General features: G+C 46.3%; 16 protein-coding genes and 2 tRNA genes. 12 read left to right on the top strand and 6 right to left on the bottom strand.

Annotated elements, in window-relative coordinates:
• Positions 1-246: 246 nt before the first annotated feature.
• The 4 genes from ACSHX2_RS07035 to ACSHX2_RS07020 form a co-directional block, all read right to left on the bottom strand.
• Positions 247-555, bottom strand: coding sequence for a PEP-CTERM sorting domain-containing protein (locus ACSHX2_RS07035; RefSeq protein WP_435691935.1), 309 nt, complete (start codon positions 553-555; stop codon positions 247-249).
• A 393-nt stretch (positions 556-948) separates the two neighbouring features.
• A tRNA-Pro gene (locus ACSHX2_RS07030) sits at positions 949-1,025 on the bottom strand.
• A 174-nt stretch (positions 1,026-1,199) separates the two neighbouring features.
• A tRNA-Pro gene (locus tag ACSHX2_RS07025) sits at positions 1,200-1,276 on the bottom strand.
• A gap of 131 nt (positions 1,277-1,407) precedes the next feature.
• On the bottom strand, positions 1,408-1,587 hold the full coding sequence (locus tag ACSHX2_RS07020; protein WP_435691934.1) for a CPXCG motif-containing cysteine-rich protein: 180 nt from the start codon (positions 1,585-1,587) through the stop codon (positions 1,408-1,410).
• A gap of 166 nt (positions 1,588-1,753) precedes the next feature.
• On the opposite strand from ACSHX2_RS07020, the gene ACSHX2_RS07015 reads away from it, so the two are divergent.
• The 5 genes from ACSHX2_RS07015 to ACSHX2_RS06995 all read left to right on the top strand — a co-directional run bounded on the left by ACSHX2_RS07015 (position 1,754) and on the right by ACSHX2_RS06995 (position 8,198).
• A complete protein-coding gene (locus ACSHX2_RS07015; RefSeq protein WP_435691933.1) occupies positions 1,754-3,994 on the top strand; it encodes a protein kinase domain-containing protein in 2,241 nt (746 codons plus the stop codon).
• Between the two features lie 91 nt (positions 3,995-4,085).
• Positions 4,086-4,517 carry an exosortase system-associated protein, TIGR04073 family gene (locus ACSHX2_RS07010; RefSeq protein ID WP_435691932.1) on the top strand — a complete coding sequence of 144 codons (432 nt, stop codon included), beginning with the start codon at positions 4,086-4,088 and terminating at the stop codon, positions 4,515-4,517.
• Between the two features lie 184 nt (positions 4,518-4,701).
• Positions 4,702-5,598 (top strand): putative selenate ABC transporter substrate-binding protein, encoded by an 897-nt coding sequence (locus ACSHX2_RS07005; protein WP_435691931.1) that lies wholly within the window; start codon positions 4,702-4,704, stop codon positions 5,596-5,598.
• A 55-nt stretch (positions 5,599-5,653) separates the two neighbouring features.
• Entirely contained in the window at positions 5,654-6,400 is a 747-nt protein-coding gene (locus tag ACSHX2_RS07000) for a phosphonate ABC transporter ATP-binding protein (RefSeq protein ID WP_435691930.1), read from the top strand.
• Complete coding sequence (locus tag ACSHX2_RS06995; protein ID WP_435691928.1) at positions 6,393-8,198, top strand: PhnE/PtxC family ABC transporter permease; 1,806 nt, start codon at positions 6,393-6,395, stop codon at positions 8,196-8,198. Before ACSHX2_RS07000 ends, ACSHX2_RS06995 begins: the two co-directional genes overlap by 8 nt.
• 58 nt (positions 8,199-8,256) lie before the next feature.
• On the opposite strand, the gene fabG is transcribed toward ACSHX2_RS06995, so the two are convergent.
• A complete protein-coding gene (gene fabG, locus ACSHX2_RS06990; protein WP_435691926.1) occupies positions 8,257-9,003 on the bottom strand; it encodes a 3-oxoacyl-[acyl-carrier-protein] reductase in 747 nt (248 codons plus the stop codon).
• 61 nt (positions 9,004-9,064) lie between these two features.
• Complete coding sequence (locus ACSHX2_RS06985) at positions 9,065-11,068, bottom strand: glycosyltransferase (RefSeq protein WP_435691925.1); 2,004 nt, start codon at positions 11,066-11,068, stop codon at positions 9,065-9,067.
• 339 nt (positions 11,069-11,407) lie between these two features.
• Here ACSHX2_RS06985 and ACSHX2_RS06980 point away from each other — a divergent pair, with 339 nt between their 5' ends.
• From ACSHX2_RS06980 to gatB, 7 genes are all read left to right on the top strand, one after another.
• Positions 11,408-12,214 (top strand): 3-keto-disaccharide hydrolase, encoded by an 807-nt coding sequence (locus ACSHX2_RS06980; RefSeq protein ID WP_435691924.1) that lies wholly within the window; start codon positions 11,408-11,410, stop codon positions 12,212-12,214.
• A gap of 104 nt (positions 12,215-12,318) precedes the next feature.
• Complete coding sequence (locus ACSHX2_RS06975) at positions 12,319-12,906, top strand: sigma-70 family RNA polymerase sigma factor (protein WP_435691922.1); 588 nt, start codon at positions 12,319-12,321, stop codon at positions 12,904-12,906.
• Between the two features lie 5 nt (positions 12,907-12,911).
• On the top strand, positions 12,912-14,738 hold the full coding sequence (locus ACSHX2_RS06970; protein ID WP_435691920.1) for a serine/threonine-protein kinase: 1,827 nt from the start codon (positions 12,912-12,914) through the stop codon (positions 14,736-14,738).
• 79 nt (positions 14,739-14,817) lie between these two features.
• The gene (gene aroC, locus ACSHX2_RS06965) at positions 14,818-15,906 is read left to right on the top strand and encodes a chorismate synthase (protein WP_435691918.1); all 1,089 of its coding nucleotides are present in this window, start codon (positions 14,818-14,820) and stop codon (positions 15,904-15,906) included.
• A 73-nt stretch (positions 15,907-15,979) separates the two neighbouring features.
• Positions 15,980-16,882: a transporter gene (locus ACSHX2_RS06960; protein WP_435691916.1), complete on the top strand. Its 903-nt coding sequence runs from the start codon at positions 15,980-15,982 to the stop codon at positions 16,880-16,882.
• Between the two features lie 58 nt (positions 16,883-16,940).
• Positions 16,941-17,747, top strand: coding sequence for a hypothetical protein (locus ACSHX2_RS06955; RefSeq protein WP_435691915.1), 807 nt, complete (start codon positions 16,941-16,943; stop codon positions 17,745-17,747).
• A 72-nt stretch (positions 17,748-17,819) separates the two neighbouring features.
• Positions 17,820-19,283: an Asp-tRNA(Asn)/Glu-tRNA(Gln) amidotransferase subunit GatB gene (gatB, locus tag ACSHX2_RS06950; RefSeq protein ID WP_435691913.1), complete on the top strand. Its 1,464-nt coding sequence runs from the start codon at positions 17,820-17,822 to the stop codon at positions 19,281-19,283.
• Positions 19,284-19,319: the final 36 nt, after the last annotated feature.

The following is a 19,319-nucleotide window of genomic DNA, read 5'->3' as shown; positions in this document are numbered from 1 at the left end:
CTGAAAGGATCTACTCTCCTAGCCCAATGGGAAAGTCGCAGACCACACCTTGGGTAATCAGTTAAGGGAAAGTAAGCAACGCTGGTGACGTTGAGGCATTAAAAGGAAGAAATACTCATTCAGCCTGATGTAGTAAAAAGCCCTACCATAAAAATTAAAAAGCTCACCGATCATGACCCTTCAGCAGTAAAGCTGATAATGATCAATGATGATGAGCTTACGAAAGCTGTTAAATCAGCCGATCAACTAGCTACGACGGCGGAGCATAGTCAATAGACCTAGACCTCCAAGCAACATCACTGAAGAGGATGGCTCTGGTACTGAACGCACCTGAAGGGCATTAACCTGCCAACCATCTGTGCCTGAATCAAGTGTAACCACCTGAGTCGTTGCATCAGCGGTGAAAGTGCCAGTGACAAACTGACCCGCATTTCCTGTAGTACCACCCACTTGATACTCAAGGATAGGTCCTGCCTCAATCTGTATAGTGTTAGCGCCACTACCATTACGAGGGTCATTCACCCACACCTGAACTCGGTATTGTTGGCCTCCCACCAAATCACCAAGTGTAATATTATTGGCTCCAAGTGTGTGACATATGCACCACTAATCAAAAGTGATTGGTAGGCAGCTCTGAGAGTTAAAAAAGTACCTCCTGCGACATTATATGCAGTCGGAGCACTATTATCAAAGGTGTAATCGAACGCAGTACCATAAGCACTAGAATCATTGATACCAGCCCTACTCCCTTCTGTAAAAGTAGCACCGTTCACAGTATTAGTTACACTAGTCCTATTGAAATTAGCCGCGACGACGAGTGTGCCTGTGTTGGAAACATTCGAATCACCTGAGATATCTGTAGCGGCGCCCCAGCTAATCGAACTGCATGCTCATCACCTCCCCATAACAATACAGCCCCAACGTTTCCGCTGGAGCTGTATTAGATGATGGTCGGGGAGACAGGATTCGAACCTGCGACATCTGCGTCCCAAACGCAGCGCTCTACCAAGCTGAGCTACTCCCCGATATATAGAGTGAAACACCTCACAGCATGCTGCGGAAATCTTGGTAGCTTTCGTGGTGCGGCGGCAAACTGCACAAAGTCCCATTAGATTGCAAGCCCTCTTTTAGAGAATTATCATCAAAGCGATTAACCATAAAAAAACTCACTGCTATTGCTAACAGTGAGTTCATTTAAATGGTCGGGGAGACAGGATTCGAACCTGCGACATCTGCGTCCCAAACGCAGCGCTCTACCAAGCTGAGCTACTCCCCGATATATAGAGTGAAACACCTCACAGCATGCTGCGGAAATCTTGGTAGCTTTCGTGGTGCGGCGGGAAACTGCATCAACCACCTCCGAATTACAAGCTATCTTTTACAAAAAATGTGTTTTATTTTCACCCTTCAGAGATCGTCTAACGACTGTGCCCTTGCACCATATTCATCCACAATCACTAACATCGGACGACAACAAACTTCACAATCGTAATCTAATTCTACTTTCTCACCACCTTGCGTAGGCCCAGATAAGCTAATATCAAAATACTCGAAACAACTTGGGCACTGAATCTCGCTCAACTCCATTTCCCAAACTCTCAAACACACCCACTTCCAACAAGTAGAATCAGCTCAAACAACATCAGCCTAATCATCAATTAATTCTAACATCTAAGATTTTATTAATATGCATGATTTCTGAATTGCCTTGCATTAATAAATACTAAAGTATGCATGTGATCTGCACACAATCATGTCTGACGAACGTTACGAAATAAGAGGGAAAATTGGTCAAGGCGGTGTCGGAGCCGTTTATCGAGCTTACGACACCCAACTTCGCCGCGAAGTTGCTATCAAGAGGGTTCTAGCCGATGAAGGCTATGAAGACTCAGACTTAGCGACTCGCAATCTTCTCAAGGAAGCTACCGCGCTTTCCTCTGTCCAGCACCCACACATCTGTACGGTGTATGATGCAGGCATGGATAAAGAAGGCCCATACGTTGTTATGGAGCTCATTAATGGTAAAACACTCGATGAAATGGTCGAGCGCGGCACCCTCACCTATGATGATTTCCGAGAAGTCGCTATCCAATCTCAGGAAGCAATGATCGCGGCGCAAGATCTAGATCTCGTCCACCGTGACCTTAAACCATCAAACGTGATGGTCTGCTGGCTCCCGTCTGGTCGCTTCCAAGTAAAACTCGTAGACTTTGGTCTCGCAAAATTCTCAGCCAAGCCGTCGCTGCAGACGATAGATCATGGCGATGCTGTGTTCGGATCAATCTTCTTCATGGCTCCCGAGCAGTTTGAGCGCACCCCGCTCGACCGACGTACGGATATGTACTCGCTCGGTGCCATGTACTACTACTCGCTAGCCGGCACCTATCCCTTTAACGGTGACAGTGCTCCACAGGTAATGGCGAGCCACCTACAAAACTCTGTGCAGCCTCTCAATGAACTGCGTCCCGACCTCCCTCAGTGGGTTTGCGATTGGGTAATGTGGCACATTGCTCGCGATATGAACGATCGCCCAGAATCTGCACGTGTTGCACTTGAGAAGTATTTAGCTGATGAAGCTGCCGCGACCCAAGGTGGAGCCACTGCATCTCTCCGCACAGGTCCTCAGCTCATCATCCCAGCTACATCCCCTCAAGCCAATCAACCAGCTGGCACGCATGGATCTGTAAATGCTCAAACTGGCCCACAAAGCATCTCTCCTCCAGGTGGTCGTAAAACACTTACCTCTGCGCAGCCTGTGCGCCCAGCTTCGGCAGTGACTGGCGGTACAGCAGTTCAACCCACAAGACCCCAGGTAACACCAAATGCGAACATAAACACCGGCCCTGCCTCAACTACACCAGCTACCGAAGCGGGAGATCAAACTACTCCAGAAGCAGTTTCCGCGCCCACAGTAGAGGGCATGAGTAGCTCTCAGAAAAAGATTATCATCGGCAGCCTCGCTGGCGCGGCAGTCATTTTAGTTGGTATACTTATTTTCCAAAATTCCTCAGGTAAAGAAGCAGAGCAGTTTAACGACCTAGTTGGCCAAGTAACCGACCTAACAGCTAAGGATTTGCCTACAACTGAGCAGGAATTCACTCTCTTGATTGATTCTCTATCAGACAACGATGTCAAAAACCGCACAGCTATTTTCAAACGCCTTTATCTAGCAAAAGCTAAAGGTAGCTACTCACCAGACGCAATCCTACTTGACCTCCTCAAAGAAAACACACTTCAAGGCCAAGATAAACAAAACCTCGTTATTTGCATAGGTAAGCGTGGTAACGAAGAAGCAGTCAAAGGACTACTACAGTTTGCACTCGATAACCCTGACGACCCAGCGACTAGGTACGCCCTCGAAGCCGCCAGCAAAAATGCAAGTGAAGATAATTTTGGTTCATTTATCAGCCTACTCTCGGAAACTACTGACTCATCAGTGAACCAAGCTGCAGAACGTGCGCTCAAAAATATTATTTCGAACAGCCGCCGTAAGAACACCCTTGCTGACCAGCTCATCGGGGCTTTCGACGCGAGCCTTGACAGTAATTACAAGCTCACAATGACCCGTCTGCTAGGCACTACAGGAAGCGACAAGGCTCTAAAAAAACTTACTAACAACCTCAAGAGCTCTCAATCACAAGAAAGGATTGCAGCTGCTACAGCTTTTGCCGACTGGCCAAATGATGTACCATTCAACGTTCTCATTGACGCTTATGAAGAAGAAGATAACGGCAGTGTTAAAGACCGCATCTTCAAATCCGCAACCGACCTCATCAGCGCTGACCGTTTGCATGATCCTAATGAAGTTGAAAGCTATTGGATAACTCTATCCGGATATGCGAGCACTGACGCGCAGAAGAGTAAAATTATTACTGAAGCAGTCCAAGCCAACCAAGACTGGTCACTCCTCATCCTCAATAGCTATCTTGATCCAAGCCACTCTAAGCGCATCAGAGATCTTTCTACACGAGGTATCAAGAAGCTAAAGGAGTAACCTACAGTTACTCACTTTTGTTAACTTATCTGTTCTTTTCTAACTTTTACGATTGTCATCCCACTAATTCTAAGTCCACTATAATAACAACATGAGAAAAATCCTACTTTCCGCAACAGCTGTTCTCCTGTCCGTGACCTGCGCTCACGCAGATTTTCAGGCACCTCCAGGCTCTAGCTACACATCTGGCCGCAAGCTAGGCCGTGCAATTTCTAACATCCTATACGGTGTAGTTGAAATCCCAGAGCAAATTGTTCGTAAATCTAATCAATATGGAGCTAATGCAGGTTATTCCTACGGTGTAGTTGATGGAACAAGCCGCGCATTTACCCGTATCGGCTACGGCTTTTACGAGCTCTTTACTTTCCGCTGCCCAACATTCCACGGAACATTCAAGCAACCGTACATGAAATGTGGTCAAGATAACCGCATCGAAATGAACGTGAGCGGAGGCCTCTCCGAGTTCCCACCAGAACTAGGTTTCGAATCATATTTCAATCACTCACGTAGCCAAGGCTACTAAGAGTTCGATACAACATCTTTATCAAAAACGCTCAGCCACAAGCTGAGCGTTTTTTTATTATTAAATGGGAATAATCTGTAAGCTTCAGTTTCTCATTTTTTCTAGACTCTAGTATCAAAAAAGTCAGACTAACATCGAACATGTCGTCACATCACGGCCTAACCTAACATATCCAATTATACACATGAAATCCATCATGATAGGTGCCCTTCTCGGCGGCGCCGCACTGACAGTTCTTAGCTCATGCAACAAACCAGCAGAAGAAACTACTGAAGCCACACCTAATGCAGTTCTGCGTTTCTCAGCGATTCCAGATGAAGACACCACAGCACAAGATGCTCGCTTCAAGCCAGTTGCCGACTACCTCTCCAAGGAGTTAGGTATTACTGTCGAATTCGTTGCCTCACCTAACTACGGCGCATCTGTGCAAAAGTTTGCTGGTGGAGACATTCAACTAGCATGGTTCGGTGGAGTCACAGGTGTCCAAGCCCGTCAAAAGGTTGAAGGAGCTCAGGCTATCGTTGCTGGCGAAGCTGATCTTAACTTCAAGTCATACTTTATCGCAAACTCCTCTACAGGTCTCACTAAGAGCGAATCTTTCCCTCTTGAAATCAAAGACCTTAAGTTCACCTATGGTTCTCAGAACTCCACTTCTGGCTGTATCATGCCGACACACTTCATCATGGAAGCCTCAGGGGAAACTCCTCAGAAGTTCTTCACACAGGAATTCGGATTCTCAGGATCTCACGACAAAACTGCTGAACTCGTCAATGCTGGCACCTATCAAGTCGGTGCTCTCAACTTCAAAACTTACGAAGATGGAATCGCGGAAGGAAAGCTCGATAAAGATAAGTGTGTAGTCATCTGGGAAACACCGACCTACGCAGACTATAACATGACCGCTCACCCAGTGCTCGAAAAGCAATTCGGTGAAGGTTTCATCGTAAAGCTTCAGAAAGCTCTAGTCGAATGTGATGACGCAGCTGCACTTGCTGCACTTAATCGTGAAAAGCTAGTGGCTGTAGATAACGCTACATTTGACGGAATCGCCTCCGTCATGGCAAAAGTAAATTTCAAGTAATATTGCTTCTAACGAAAGCCAAGGGACACCATACTCCCTTGGCTTTTTTGTACCCATGATCCAGATAGACAATGCTAATCTCAGCTTCGGCAGCACCAATGTGCTTCGGAACTGTACTCTCCAAATTAATGAAGGAGAAAAAGTCGCCCTCATTGGGCCGTCTGGATCAGGAAAAAGCTCACTACTCAAAGTGATTGCTAGCGAATACCTTCTACATAATGGCGCCCTAAAATTAGACAACCAAGACACCTCTCAACTTTCAAGTATGGAACTCCAGCAGCTTCGCTGCTCCATAGCGTATATACCTCAAGACTTAGCTCTAGTTCCTAACATAAGGGTCAATCAAAACGTACTCTTAGGCAAAGTGGGAAGCCGAACCACTTGGCAAACCATCCGCCACCAGCTCCGAACGCCCAAACCAGAGTTAGAAAAAATTCTAACCATACTCAGCGAGGTCGGCATTCCTGAAAAACTTTTTCACCGTACGGATTCACTTTCAGGCGGTCAGCAGCAAAGAGTGGCCATTGCTAGAGCACTCTACCAACAAGCCTCCATTATACTTGCTGATGAACCGGTCTCAGCCGTTGATCCATCTCGCGCGCACGCATTATTAGACTGCCTCACCACGCTAGCAGAAAAAAATAAGGTTACTCTCCTTTGCTCTCTCCATAACCTCGAGTATGCAAAACGTTTCTTCCCACGCATCATCGGTATGCGCGAAGGCAAAATCCTTTTTGACGGAAAATCTAAAAACTTCTCAGAACTAGACTTTAAGCAGCTCTACTCACTAGACCATGCCTAGTAAAAACTCCATACGCCAGCCCCTATGGTCATGGAGACGGGCTAGCCTGCTGAGCTTCTCACTACTATTGCTTTATTGCATCTATTACTTAGGCCTGGACTTCATCCAACTTCCCCCAAGTGCAGACCCAGTAGCTGCTGCTCGCCAATTTTTCTCAGCAGCATTACACCCTGCGCTTAGTGACCAAAACCCAAGTCTCCCAGCCGACACTACCCCCTTCCTTCAACGCATCATCGAAGGGATGCTTACCACCTTACGCTACGCCTTCATTGCTATGTCCATGGCAGTACCAGCTGGACTTATACTCGGGTTTTTCTGCTCCAGTGCATGGTGGCCACTCAAGCGTCGGCATTCTCACTCATACTCCATCTACATTGTTAGAGCGCTACTAGTCTCACTAAAAACAGCGACCCGGGCCCTGATTACCTTTATGCGCTCTATCCATGAGCTCATCTGGGTTCTCCTTTTCCTAGCCTTCCTTGGAGACTCCCCCATCACCGCCTGTATTGCACTCGCTCTTCCATTCACAGGCACCTTAGCCAAAGTATTCTCTGAACTGATTGATGAACAAAATGACTCTACCAGTAAATACGTTCGTCTGACTGGAGGAAACAGCCTTCAGGCATTTTTCGGAGCTCGCCTTCCTCAAGCCCTTCCGGATCTCATCACCTACACAATGTACCGTCTTGAGTGCGCCATACGCTCTTCAGCGATTCTTGGATTCATTGGTATAGAAACTATAGGACTAAGCATCAATCAGTCTTATGAGAACACCTATTATAATGAAGTATGGACCGAGCTTTATCTTCTTATTATTGTAGTCATACTTTTTGACACCCTTGGCTCCTACGTAAGAAAACGCATCCACAGAGCTCCAGTTTCTCCCCCTCTTTCCAATCAAATAGATTTAGCTTCGCTCAAAAAAAGCCAACCACGCTGGAAAACTTTACCCTATGTATACTTAGGACTGGGGCTTGCGGTCCTCATTTCCTGGTTTTGCGGCGAGTCCCTGGACCAATACCATTCACACCTTAGCCGATGGGATCGAACTCAAACTTTTCTAACTCAGCTTATTCCAGAGCCCGTACGCATCAGCCACCAATGGTCTGATGCGATTCCCTGGTATCAGGAACTCTGGATTTCTAAAGGTAAAGAAGCACTCTCTAATACTTTGGTAATAGCTACATCCGCGCTCTTACTAGCTGCATTGGTAGGCTACGCCCTCGTTCCATGGGCGAGCCGAAATATTTCTAATATCGCACCGTTTCATATTAGGACATCTCGTCCGAATAGAGTGAGCCAAGTACTCTGGAGTCTATTTGGTTTCTCCATGCGGCTCATCTTTCTCATCGCGAGATCCATCCCCGAGTATATCTTAGCTTTCCTCCTAATTGGAATTCTAGGAGCGCATGCATGGCCATTAATCTTCGCTCTCGCCCTGCATAACTTTGGCATACTCGGTCGCCTTTGGGCTGAAGTCAGCGAAAACCATGATGAGCGGCCAGCCCAACAAATCATCGTACGCGGGGGCAACCGGATTCAGTCCTATCTCTCTGGAATCATACCAACCAGCTACAACCGACAGATTCTATTCATTTTTTACCGATGGGAAACCTGCGTCCGCGAATCCACCATTCTAGGCATGCTTAGCCTTAGCTCTCTCGGCTATTATATTACTCAGGAGGCCGCATTTCTGCGCTATGACAGTATGCTCTTTTTCATTCTACTTGGAACTATAGTCATCTTCCTAAGTGACATCCTCTCCGTTAGCCTCAGAGCTAAATTAAAAGGTGCATAAAAAAACTCCAACCTAGCCGAGCTAAGTTGGAGTATTAAAAACTTTATAGTGGAGCTAATTACATTGTCATTCCACCATCACAGGCAACAACTTGCCCAGTGATGTAGCGCGCTTCAGAACTAGCAAGGAAAAGAGTCAAATTCGCAATGTCTTCAGTCTTTCCGAATTCTTTGAGAGGAATGTTTGCTAAAATGCCTTCACGTAATTTCTCATCAAGCTCATCAGTCATGTCAGTAGAGATGAAACCAGGAGCGATTGCATTACAGCAAACTTTACGTCCAGAGAGCTCTTTAGCTACAGATTTAGTAAAACCAATCAAACCGGCCTTAGACGCGGCGTAGTTCGCTTGTCCGGCATTACCAATAAGACCAATCACTGATGCTAAGTTGATGATTCGCGGATCTTGCGCTTTCATAAGATTACGCTGAAATGCCTTCACTGTGTTGAATGCCCCCTTGAGGTTCGTATCAAGAACTGTGTCCCAGTCCGAGTCTTTCATGCGCATGAGAAGACCATCACGTGTCACACCAGCGTTATTTACCAAAACATTGATACTACCAAAGTCAGCAATGATCTGCTTCCCGAGTGCTTGCACAGCATCATAGTTCGCAACATCTACTGCATACGCCTTTGCTGATTCAGGGAACTCAGCATTGATAGCATCAGCAGCACCTTGGCAACTACCTTCGCTACGGCTGATCACTGCCACTTTTGCTCCTTCCGATGCAAACGCGCGAGCGATCGCCTTACCAATACCACGGCCTGCGCCGGTCACTACTACTACTTTATCTTGAAAGCGTGCCATACCTTTCTTTCACATGGATCCAGCAGACTGCCAAGCCATAAGTGCTCTAGCTATCAGCTCACTACCCGACAACAGCCTGTTTTGCCATTGCCTGCACCAAGTCAGGACTGTCAGAAAATGCCACGTAGGGACTCTCCTCTAGCTCCTCCTCCGGCTCACTTTTCTCTTTAGGGTCTATCTCTAGACGACCTAGAAGATCTTCATAATGAACGACCTCAAACTCACCACTGTGATGCTCAAAAATACAGCTTAGTGTCTCCACCCAGTCTCCACTGTTTAAGTAATGCCTATCACCGATCATTTTATCAGCCGGGGTGTGAATATGGCCACAGATGATGCCGTGACAGCGACGCACCACAGCTAGCTCCTGTAGTTTTTCTTCATAACTATCTACAAAGCTCACAGCGGATTTCACCTTCGCCTTCACCGCCTTACTCAGTGAATAATAATCCTTACCTCTCCAGCGACGATAATAGTTATAAAAACGATTCACTCGTAGCAAGAAATCGTACCCCACTGCACCGACATTCGCGATCCACTTATGATTCGTGGAAACACTATCAAATCCATCACCGTGAACCACAAGGTAACGTTCACCGCCCACAGACTCATGGATGCATTCTTTCACGATTTTTATCCCACCAATTTCAAAGGGAAGAATTTTCTCTAAAAAGTCATCGTGGTTCCCGCGTATGTAAATCACTTCAGTCCCCTCTTTTTCCATTTTTTTGAGAAGACAGCGAAGTACCTTGGTATGCGACTTTTTCCACTTCGAACCTCGGCTCAGAGCCCAGCCATCGATGATGTCACCATTCAAATAGATACGCTCACACTTAACTGCCTTGAGAACTTCTACCACCTCTCTCGCCTTACTATCAGAAGTGCCAAGATGAATGTCTGATATAAATAGACTTCGTAATTCTAGCTGACGACGCTTATTCACGCGCCGCTGAGTCACTGGCTTGGTCAAAATCATCTCCTCTAAGTGTCTCTCGAAATCAGAAGTCACTTTATCCCAACTCTGCTCTTTGATCGAGTCGACTGCATTCTCCGCCATTCTGCGACTGTTCAAATGGCTAAGAGCCTGCACGGCCTTGGCTCTAAATTCCTCGGTATTACCGAACTCTGCATGGAGTCCATTTTCTTCATCCTGGATATAGAGAGATGATGCTGCGTAATTATAACTCACCGTCACCAAGCCACTAGCCATCCCCTCTAACAAAACGTTGCCAAAAGTCTCCGTCTCCGACGGGAAAATTAAGATATCAGCAGATGCATAACATTCAGCTAACTCTTCTCCATGCTTTAATCCCACAAAATGCACATTCTTATGTTTCTGTGATAGCGTTTCGCGCATAGGGCCATCTCCCACTACCACAGCTTGTAACCTAGGTTCGATCACTCGCATCTCCTCCACTATGCTCATTGTGAAATCGAGATTCTTCTCAGCAGCTACACGACCAACTATAATTACTACAGGAGAATCGCCCTCAGCTCCCCACTCTTCACGTAACTCTAAAGAACGCGCATCAGGTCTAAATAACCCAACGTCAACTCCGCGACCTAACAACTTCACATTAGAAAAACCCTCTTTCTCTAACATAGCCACAGCATCATGCGAAGGAGCCATAGTCATGTTCGCTTTGGAATGCACACTCTTGAGATAGCTCATCGCCGGCTTCTCCATGTTAGAAAATTTATACTTACTAAAATACTGGTGGAAATTTGTATGAAAACCAGCCGCGACCGGAATATTCATTTCTCGTGCTGCTTTAATAGCGGAGACACCAAGAGGGCTTTCAGTCGCCACATAGATTGCGTCAGGCCTTTTCCGCTTCCACCTTTTGCGTAACTTGATGGGGCTAGGTAAGCCAACACGGACCTCTTTATAACCAGGTAAGCTCACAGCCTGCTTGAGAGTTTGCCCCGATTCACATTGTTCTCCAGTATGGATCACATGGACGTAATGTCCTCGATCTTTTAGGCATTGAGTGAGGCGCCCTAGTGTCATCGCGACACCGTTCACATCAGGAGGAAAAGTGTCGGTTACAAATTCAATTCTCATTAGCTAAAGGATAAATCTCTTTCACTTATAATCACTTATCTCACCACACACAGAACTCACCTGAAACTATTTCGACACACTTAGTAACCTGAAAATGAGACCCCTCCGCCACATCAAACGACAAGCCCCCGCACGCCCGGCAAGAACCAACTGATGAACGCAAACAACTTGATGATCAATTAGTCGCGTAGTACTAATTGTATCTAAACGGATAGACACCCCTCATCTATTCCCATCCACCACTCAATATAGAAAACCCACATTGTGTAACCTATCTTCTATTGTTTTGGTATAGCCTAAGTAAGATTCATTCAATTAAACAGAAATCTACATTCAACAATGAACTTTAAAACGACAATCACCGCTCTCATTAGCTCCGCAGCGCTAAGCTTCGCAGGAGAAACTGAACTCGCAGATATGAGCCCTGCAGAAGGTGCCGTTCCTATATTTGATGGCTCCAGCCTCGACGGATGGGTTCTCACTAACGCGGATCAACCATGGTGGTCAGTAAAAGACGGCTCCATCTCAGGCGGTAGTCTCGAAAAAAACGTGCCATTTAATACATGGCTGGTTTCAGAAAAAGAGTACGAGAACTTTGAACTCACCTTCCAAATCAAAATGATCGATGGTGGCGCCCCGGAGGGTTTACTCAAGAACTCTGGAGTCCAGGTGCGAAGCCACCATAAAGGTAAAAACGTTACTGGTTACCAGATCGATGCTGGTCCCACACACCCAAAACAACTTGTAAACGGTGGCCTTGGCTACTGGGGAAATATCTGGGACGAACACCGTAGAGGCCCACTAGTCACAGCGGAAAACCAAGAATTACTCAAAGAAAGCGTGAAGCAATTTGATGGATGGAATTCTTACAAAGTCATCTGTGATGGCAAGAACATCAAAACATGGATCAATGGCATCCTAGCCCACGACTACACTGAGCCAGATGCTAAGATTCCGGCAAACGGTATTATTGCATTACAAGCTCACAAAGGTGGTAAGTTTCTCGCTCAGTTCAAAGATGTGAAGATCAAAGAACTTCCAGCTACTGCAGACTCCACAAAATGGGGTGACCCAGATATGAGCACAGGTAAGAAGAAGAAAAAACAAAAGCCTTCAAAAAAAACGAAGCCAACAACTACCAAGTAGATAGTTAACTTTTACCCCAATTTTGAATAGCTCAGGTCGTAATAAATCTGGGCTATTTTTGTCTCCCTTGCACGTCATTCATAGTCTAACATAGTTAATCAAACATGGATGCCACCAGACATACTCTGATTCAGCGACTCAAAGACCAAAATGACGAGCAAGCTTGGGAAACATTTACCGAGACCTATGCTAGCTACATCGCTGTCGTGCTCGTAAAAGTTGGCATTCCTCGACACGATCTCAACGATCTGAAACAAGATGTTTTACTCAAGCTGTGGCAAAAACTGCCCGATTTTGAGTACAATGCGACTAAAGGGAAATTCCGCTCATGGCTCTGGCTAGTGATACGAAATACAGCCTACAACCACTTATCTTCTAAGCTGAAACAGGAACAGAGAGTCGAACTCTATTTCACCAAAGACGGATGCACTAACAATGAGCTTTCACCGGAACTAGAAGCATTGATGCAAGAGGAGTGGAAGGCATTCATTACTCTTCAAGCGATGGATTCGTTACGAGGAAAGTTTGCAGAACAGAATATCGAAATTTTCAGAGAATCCCTCAAGGGCACCTCTAGCGAGGAACTAGCTGAGCGATTTGGAGTCAAACGCAATACAGTCAACCGAGTCGTTAGCAGAATTAAGGAGCGCCTCGTCATCGAAATTGCCCGACTTCGTCAAGACCTAGAATAGTACCGATGCACGATCCCGACCCAGACGAATTGTCGCGCGAGTTTATCGATTTCTATGACGACATTGATACCCCTATCGATTTACTCAGCGAAACTCGCTATATTGACCGGGAGTTTATAGCCGAGGGAGCCGTCAAAAATGTCTACAAAGTTTATGATAGCCATTGCTCTCGCTCCGTCGCTCTCGCACTCATAAAGGACAACATCTTCAGTCTAGAACAATCCGTTGACTTCATCAGAGAAGTGCAAACGACAGCGACTTTAGAGCATCCTAACATTATAAGGATTTACGACATCGGACTCAAAGATGGGAAACCATGGTTCACGATGGAATATCTATCAGGAAGAAATTTAGAAGAATACCTCTGCACTGGTCCTACCCACTCCCTCTTCGAACGTCTCGATATCTTCCGCCAGCTTTGTGATGCCGTAGCCTATGCCCACTCACATGATATTCTTCATCTCGATCTCAAACCCCAGAATGTCAATGTGGGGGAATACAGACAAATAAAACTCTGTGACTGGGGGATTTCCTCCAGCATTTCAGAGCATTCATTGGGAGACCTCAACCGAGCTCAAACTACCCATGGTTATATCAAGGGATCGCCTGGATACATGGCTCCTGAACAAACCCTAGCCGACTACAAAAAACACCCAACTGCTGATATCTACGGCCTTGGATCCATGCTTTATTTTTTACTCACAGGCTCAGCCCCTGTTGACGGAAGCACTCCAGAAGAGCTACTTAAAAACACGCAGAGCAATAAGCTTAATACCTTAGACCACCCATCTATTCCTGCGCGGCTAATTACAGTTCTTAGCAAGGCTCTCGATACTGATCCTAAAAACAGATATGAATCCGCTGCCGAGCTAAAAACTGAAATAGAGAACTTCCAAAGTGGTTATGCCCTCGAAGCTGAATCTTCCTCTTTTCCCACTCAACTTAAGCTATTCATTCGCCGTAATAAAACTCCTTCACTTGTAGTTGGCTGCTTGCTCGTTCTACTCACCGCTTTTACTACTTACTACATTTCTGAAATCACTCTCGAAAAAAATAAGACTCAAGTCGCTCTAACAGAAGTGGAGCATCAGCGATTAAAATCTGAACAAGCGAAAGAAGAGGCTGAAGACGCAAAGTCGATCGCAGAAGACGCGCTAGAAAGCTATCGAAAAGAACAGCTCGCACTCAATGAAACAAACAACGAGCTAGCCGATATCCTCATCGACGGGAACTTATTAAACCTACGCTCTTTCCAGTTTGAGAAAGCTCTCGAAACAGCCCTTGCAGCGCATGAAAAGAAGCCGACACCTCTCACGCAAATGCGGATCTCCTTCTCAGCATTTGTCCTGCAGAAATTCGACATCGCAGCGAAATATTCAGAAGGGATTGAAAATAAAAAACACAAAACCGTACACAAGCTGGCTTTGAAATTTGCAGGCAAGCCTACTCCATTAGGAGTATCAGATTGTATTGAAATTTATGATTCCCTTGGTGTGGGATACGCGAACCTCCCTATTTATTTCTTAGATCAATGCTCACAAACACTCTCTCCCTACCAATTTTCTAAACTGTTGGCTCATGTCCTTAAGAAGAACAATAAACGAAAATCCATTAATTTCATCTATAGTCCAAAACTCCAAAACCTCAACCTGAGTGGTAATGGTAACCTGAATACCACTCTTGAGATTACCTGGAACCAACAGCGAAAATACGAGTACAATCTCCTCAGCCTACTTCCCATTAGGACGCTTACTGTCGATAACTCATTCTATAATCGCAGCCAGAGCTATAGTTCAAATATGTCCAAAGATTTTAAGGTGAACTACCGCTAAGCCTCGCAACCTTAAGAACTCTGCTTCTTTGAAATTTCTTACACTTGCAGTTCTCAGCAAACCCATATAGGAAGCCAGCATGTCCAGCACACTTGGCCAAATTTTCAAAATTTCTACATGGGGTGAATCTCATGGCGTCGGAGTCGGCGTCAATATAGACGGTTGCCCGCCGCTTCTTGAAATCACCCAAGAAGACATTCAAAAGGAACTCGACCGTCGCCGCCCAGGCCAATCAGACATCGTGACCCCTCGTAAAGAAGGTGATGTGTGTGAAATTCTTTCTGGCGTTTTCGAAGGTAAAACACTGGGTTCACCGATCGGAATTCTTGTACGTAATCAGGATCAACGTCCTTCTTCATACACAGAAATGAAGGACAAGTATCGTCCTTCTCATGCGGATTACACCTACGATGCCAAGTATGGTATTCGCGCGTGGCATGGTGGTGGTCGTGCATCTGCGCGTGAGACCATTGGACGCGTTGCCGCTGCAGCTGTTGCTAAAAAAGTCATCGACTCTATCTGCCCAGGCATCGAAGTCATCGCTTACGTAAAATCTATTAAGCATCTCCAAGCTAATGTTGACCCTAACACCGTCCAGTTTGACGATGTAGAGTCAAACATAGTTCGCACTGCTGACCTTGAAATGGTCGAACCAATGATCGATCTTATCAAGGAAGTCCGTGGCCAAGGAAACTCTGTCGGCGGAGTCGTCGAATGCGTAGTGCGTAATTGCCCTGCAGGCCTCGGCGCTCCAGTCTTCGACAAACTCGAAGCAGAGCTCGCGAAGGCGATGATGTCTATCCCTGCTACTAAAGGCTTTGAAGTTGGCTCAGGCTTTGGGGGCACTCAGCTCACCGGAGCTGAACACAATGACCACTTCTACATGGAAGGCGACAAAGTCCGTACAAAAACTAATAACTCTGGTGGTATCCAGGGTGGCATCTCGAACGGTGAAAATATCATCTTCCGAGTCGCCTTCAAACCGACTGCTACCATCATGACCGAGCAGCCAACAGTCGACACTGACCACAAGGAAACTGAGCTCAAAGGTCGTGGCCGTCATGACGCCTGTGTCCTTCCTCGTGCAGTACCAATGGTCGAAGCCATGGCTTATCTTACCTTAGTAGACCACCTACTTCGCCAGCGCGCACAGACTGGTAATGTCTAATTAACTAATAGAACAACTTTCAACACCCTGCATTGGCAACTCTGCAGGGTGTTTTATTTTACAGCTCGAGAAAATGAAACTTTGCGCCCTACTCTTTTTCCTCAGTCTTTGCTCGGGTTTAGCTCAGGAACTCACCCCGCGTCGCTGGAGCCACCTTCCAGTTGATACAAACATTACTGGTATCGGCTATGCACATACAAAGGCAGACATTTTTCTTGATCCAGTCTTGCAGGTCGAAGACCTAGAACTCGAACTTCAAACTGTGGCTATACGCTATATCCGCACCTTCGATTTCCTAGGTAAATCCTCACGATTCGAACTCGGCCAAGGCTATCAAGATGGCATGTACCGCGGTATCCTCAAAGGCGAAGAGGCTTCCGTGTATCGACAAGGCCTGACTGACACAGTCCTTCGCTTTTCGTCTATTCTCTATGGAGCCCCTCCACTAAAAGGTAAAGCATTCGCGGAATACCGAAAATCTGTTTACCAAAGTGACACCATGGTCGGAGCGGCAGTTATTCTCCAACTACCAACAGGAGCTTACTCAGAAGATCAGCTCATTAATATAGGTTCCAATCGCTTCACCATTCGCCCTCAAGTTGGCATCACCCACCAATGCAAGAAATTCACTTATGAAGCATCTGCATCGGCTTGGATTTATACTGACAACGACGATTTCTGGCAAGGTTCAGAACTCCAACAAGACCCTTTCTGGGCATTCCAGACTCATGTTATTTACACTCACCAACCAGGTGTATGGGTAAGCTCAAGCATAGGCTATGGTATCGGTGGACAAAGTGAAATCAATGGCAACAACAAAGACGATGCAGGTGAGAACCTAGCCTTCTCACTTGCTGCAGGTTATTCGTTCACCCGCCAATTTGGTGCGAAAATTGCCTACGTGGGCACCCGCACACAGACCGATAAAAGCTTCGATAGTAACACCCTAGCTGCTGGACTTTCTTATGTCTGGTAGCCACTTTCCCGCTCTTTAACATCGACTCCCACCGCTGCCTAATATTTCATTCATCTTAATGAATTTTGGTGAAATTGGCATCTCAGGTTTGATCCTTATTGTGGTCATTGCCTTTGCAGCCTTTGGTTTCGCCAAAGGGGCATTAAAAATGCTCTATGGATTTTTCTGCCTACTGGGCACATTGGTAGCTGCAGGAGCTGGCTATAAGTTTGGCTATCCGGCCCTCTTGGGTATCTGGCCTACGATGCCCGAGTATGGGGAATATGCCTGCGCCTTAGCAGCCGCTATAGCCGCCTTTTTGTTATTAAAAACAATTACGGACTTTTTCTCAAATCCATTTTCTAATGAAGAGGAGCGTAAGAAAGGCTCCGGAATCACCGGGCTACTTACTGGCTTTGCGATGGGTTTCGTACTTTGCTTTTTCGGACTAAATAAACTCGTAGATAAAGGCACTCGAGCCGAAATCGACTACTGGATAGCACAAGCGACAGAAGCAGCTCCCGAAGAGCTCCCCGATCTAGCCAAACTCAAATACGACATAGTAAACTCTCCCATAGTCATTCAAGTCACTCGACTTTTCGACCTCAACAAAAGCGCGAGCCAAAACCTTTCTAAGCTCGTCATCATGCAAGTGGTGGCACCAGATAAGATCAAACAACTCTCGCAAGATCCAATCATCGCAGAGACCCTTCAGCACCCAAAAATTCAGAACCTACTGCAATCACAAGAAGTTCGACTAAGTATTGAAAACGGTGACACCTCCGCTATTTTAACCAATCCAGAGTTCACCAGCTTACTCGAAGATCCGGAACTGAATGATGCAATCGCTCAGATCGATATTGAACAAGCGCTCAAGCTCCGCTAGACCATCACCAACAAAGCACAGGTGCTGACCCACCTCATTTCAATTTCTAACTTATAAATTTCAAATTTAGTCATGCCAAGAGAAGACTACATCGCCACTATCGGCCTAGAAGTTCACTGCCAAATCACGGCGGAGAGTAAAATGTTCTGTTCCTGCCGCGCTGGTTACGGTCACGAACCTAACACCAATGTATGCCCAGTTTGTCTTGGCCTACCTGGTGCTCTTCCAGTTCTTAACAAGCACGCTATCGAGCAGACTATTCTCGCGGGCATGCTCCTCAACTGCACAACTCCGGAAATCTCTAAATGGGACCGTAAGAATTACTTCTATCCGGATATGCCAAAGAACTTTCAGCTAACTCAGTTCGACCTCCCTCTCTGCGGCGGCGGCGGCGTACCACTCTACGATCTCGCTTACCACAAGGATATTCAGAAAAGCATTCCGAACCCAGGTAAAGTAGTGAAGATGAACCGCATTCACCTCGAAGAAGATGTGGCTAAATCTACTCATCTTGCGAACGCTTCTACTATCGACTATAACCGTGCTGGCACTCCACTCATGGAGATCGTCACCGAGCCAGATCTCGACTGTGGAGAAGAAGCATATGCTTACCTCAAGTCACTCCAGCAGATTCTTCAGTATGGTAAAATTTCCGATGCCGACATGGAAAAAGGTCAAATGCGCTGTGATGTAAACATCTCCGTTCGCAAAAAAGGCACAGACGAACTCGGCACCAAGCTAGAGATCAAAAACCTCAACTCCATCTCAGCGGTACGTTCTTCCATTTACTACGAAATCGACCGTCAGATCGAAGAACTTGATATGGGTATTGAGCAAATCCAAGCAACACTCCGCTGGGATCCTAGCACTGGTCAGACATCAGTCATGCGTATCAAAGAAGATTCCCATGATTACCGCTACTTCCCTGAGCCTGACCTCCTTCCAGTGAACACAGTAGATCTCGTTGAAAAAATGAGACCTTTCGTCCCTGAGCTTCCACACGACAAGCGCGACCGTTTCGTTGCAGACTACGGAGTCTCTGAATACGATGCTGGGGTACTTACTAGTGACTTGGTTCTAGCAGACTACTTCGAAGCTGCAGCTAAGGGCTCCAAGTTTGGCAAAAAGATTGCCAACTGGATTATCAACTCCGTCCTAGGAAAACTCAATGAGACCTTCCTCACTATCAAAGAGAACCCGCTCAAGCCTGAATCACTCGGCGGACTGGTTGATCTCATCGAAGCAGGAACCATTTCTAACAATCAAGCGAAAGAAGTCTTCACTGTACTCTGGGATGAACCAGAGAAACAGCCAGCTGATGTAGCCAAGGCTCTCGGATTCGAACCTGCTGACAACTCCGAAATTGAAGGGATTGTCGATGAACTCATCGCCGCGAACCCTGAAAAAGTGGCTGAAGTCAAAGGAGGCAATGCAAAAGCAGCAAACTGGTTCACTGGACAAGTAATGAAAGCATCTAAAGGAAAAGCCAACCCAAAGATGGCCACTGACCTCGTGCGATCAAAACTCGGCTTCTAACATTCATCCTAAAAGGCGTGCTCGCGTAGCACGCCT

Origin of the sequence: Rubritalea sp. (genome assembly GCF_051252225.1) — a bacterium.
Taxonomy (GTDB): domain Bacteria; phylum Verrucomicrobiota; class Verrucomicrobiia; order Verrucomicrobiales; family Akkermansiaceae; genus Rubritalea.
The sequence above is the reverse complement of the archived record's forward strand: the minus strand, read 5'-3'. Positions and strand labels throughout refer to the sequence as shown.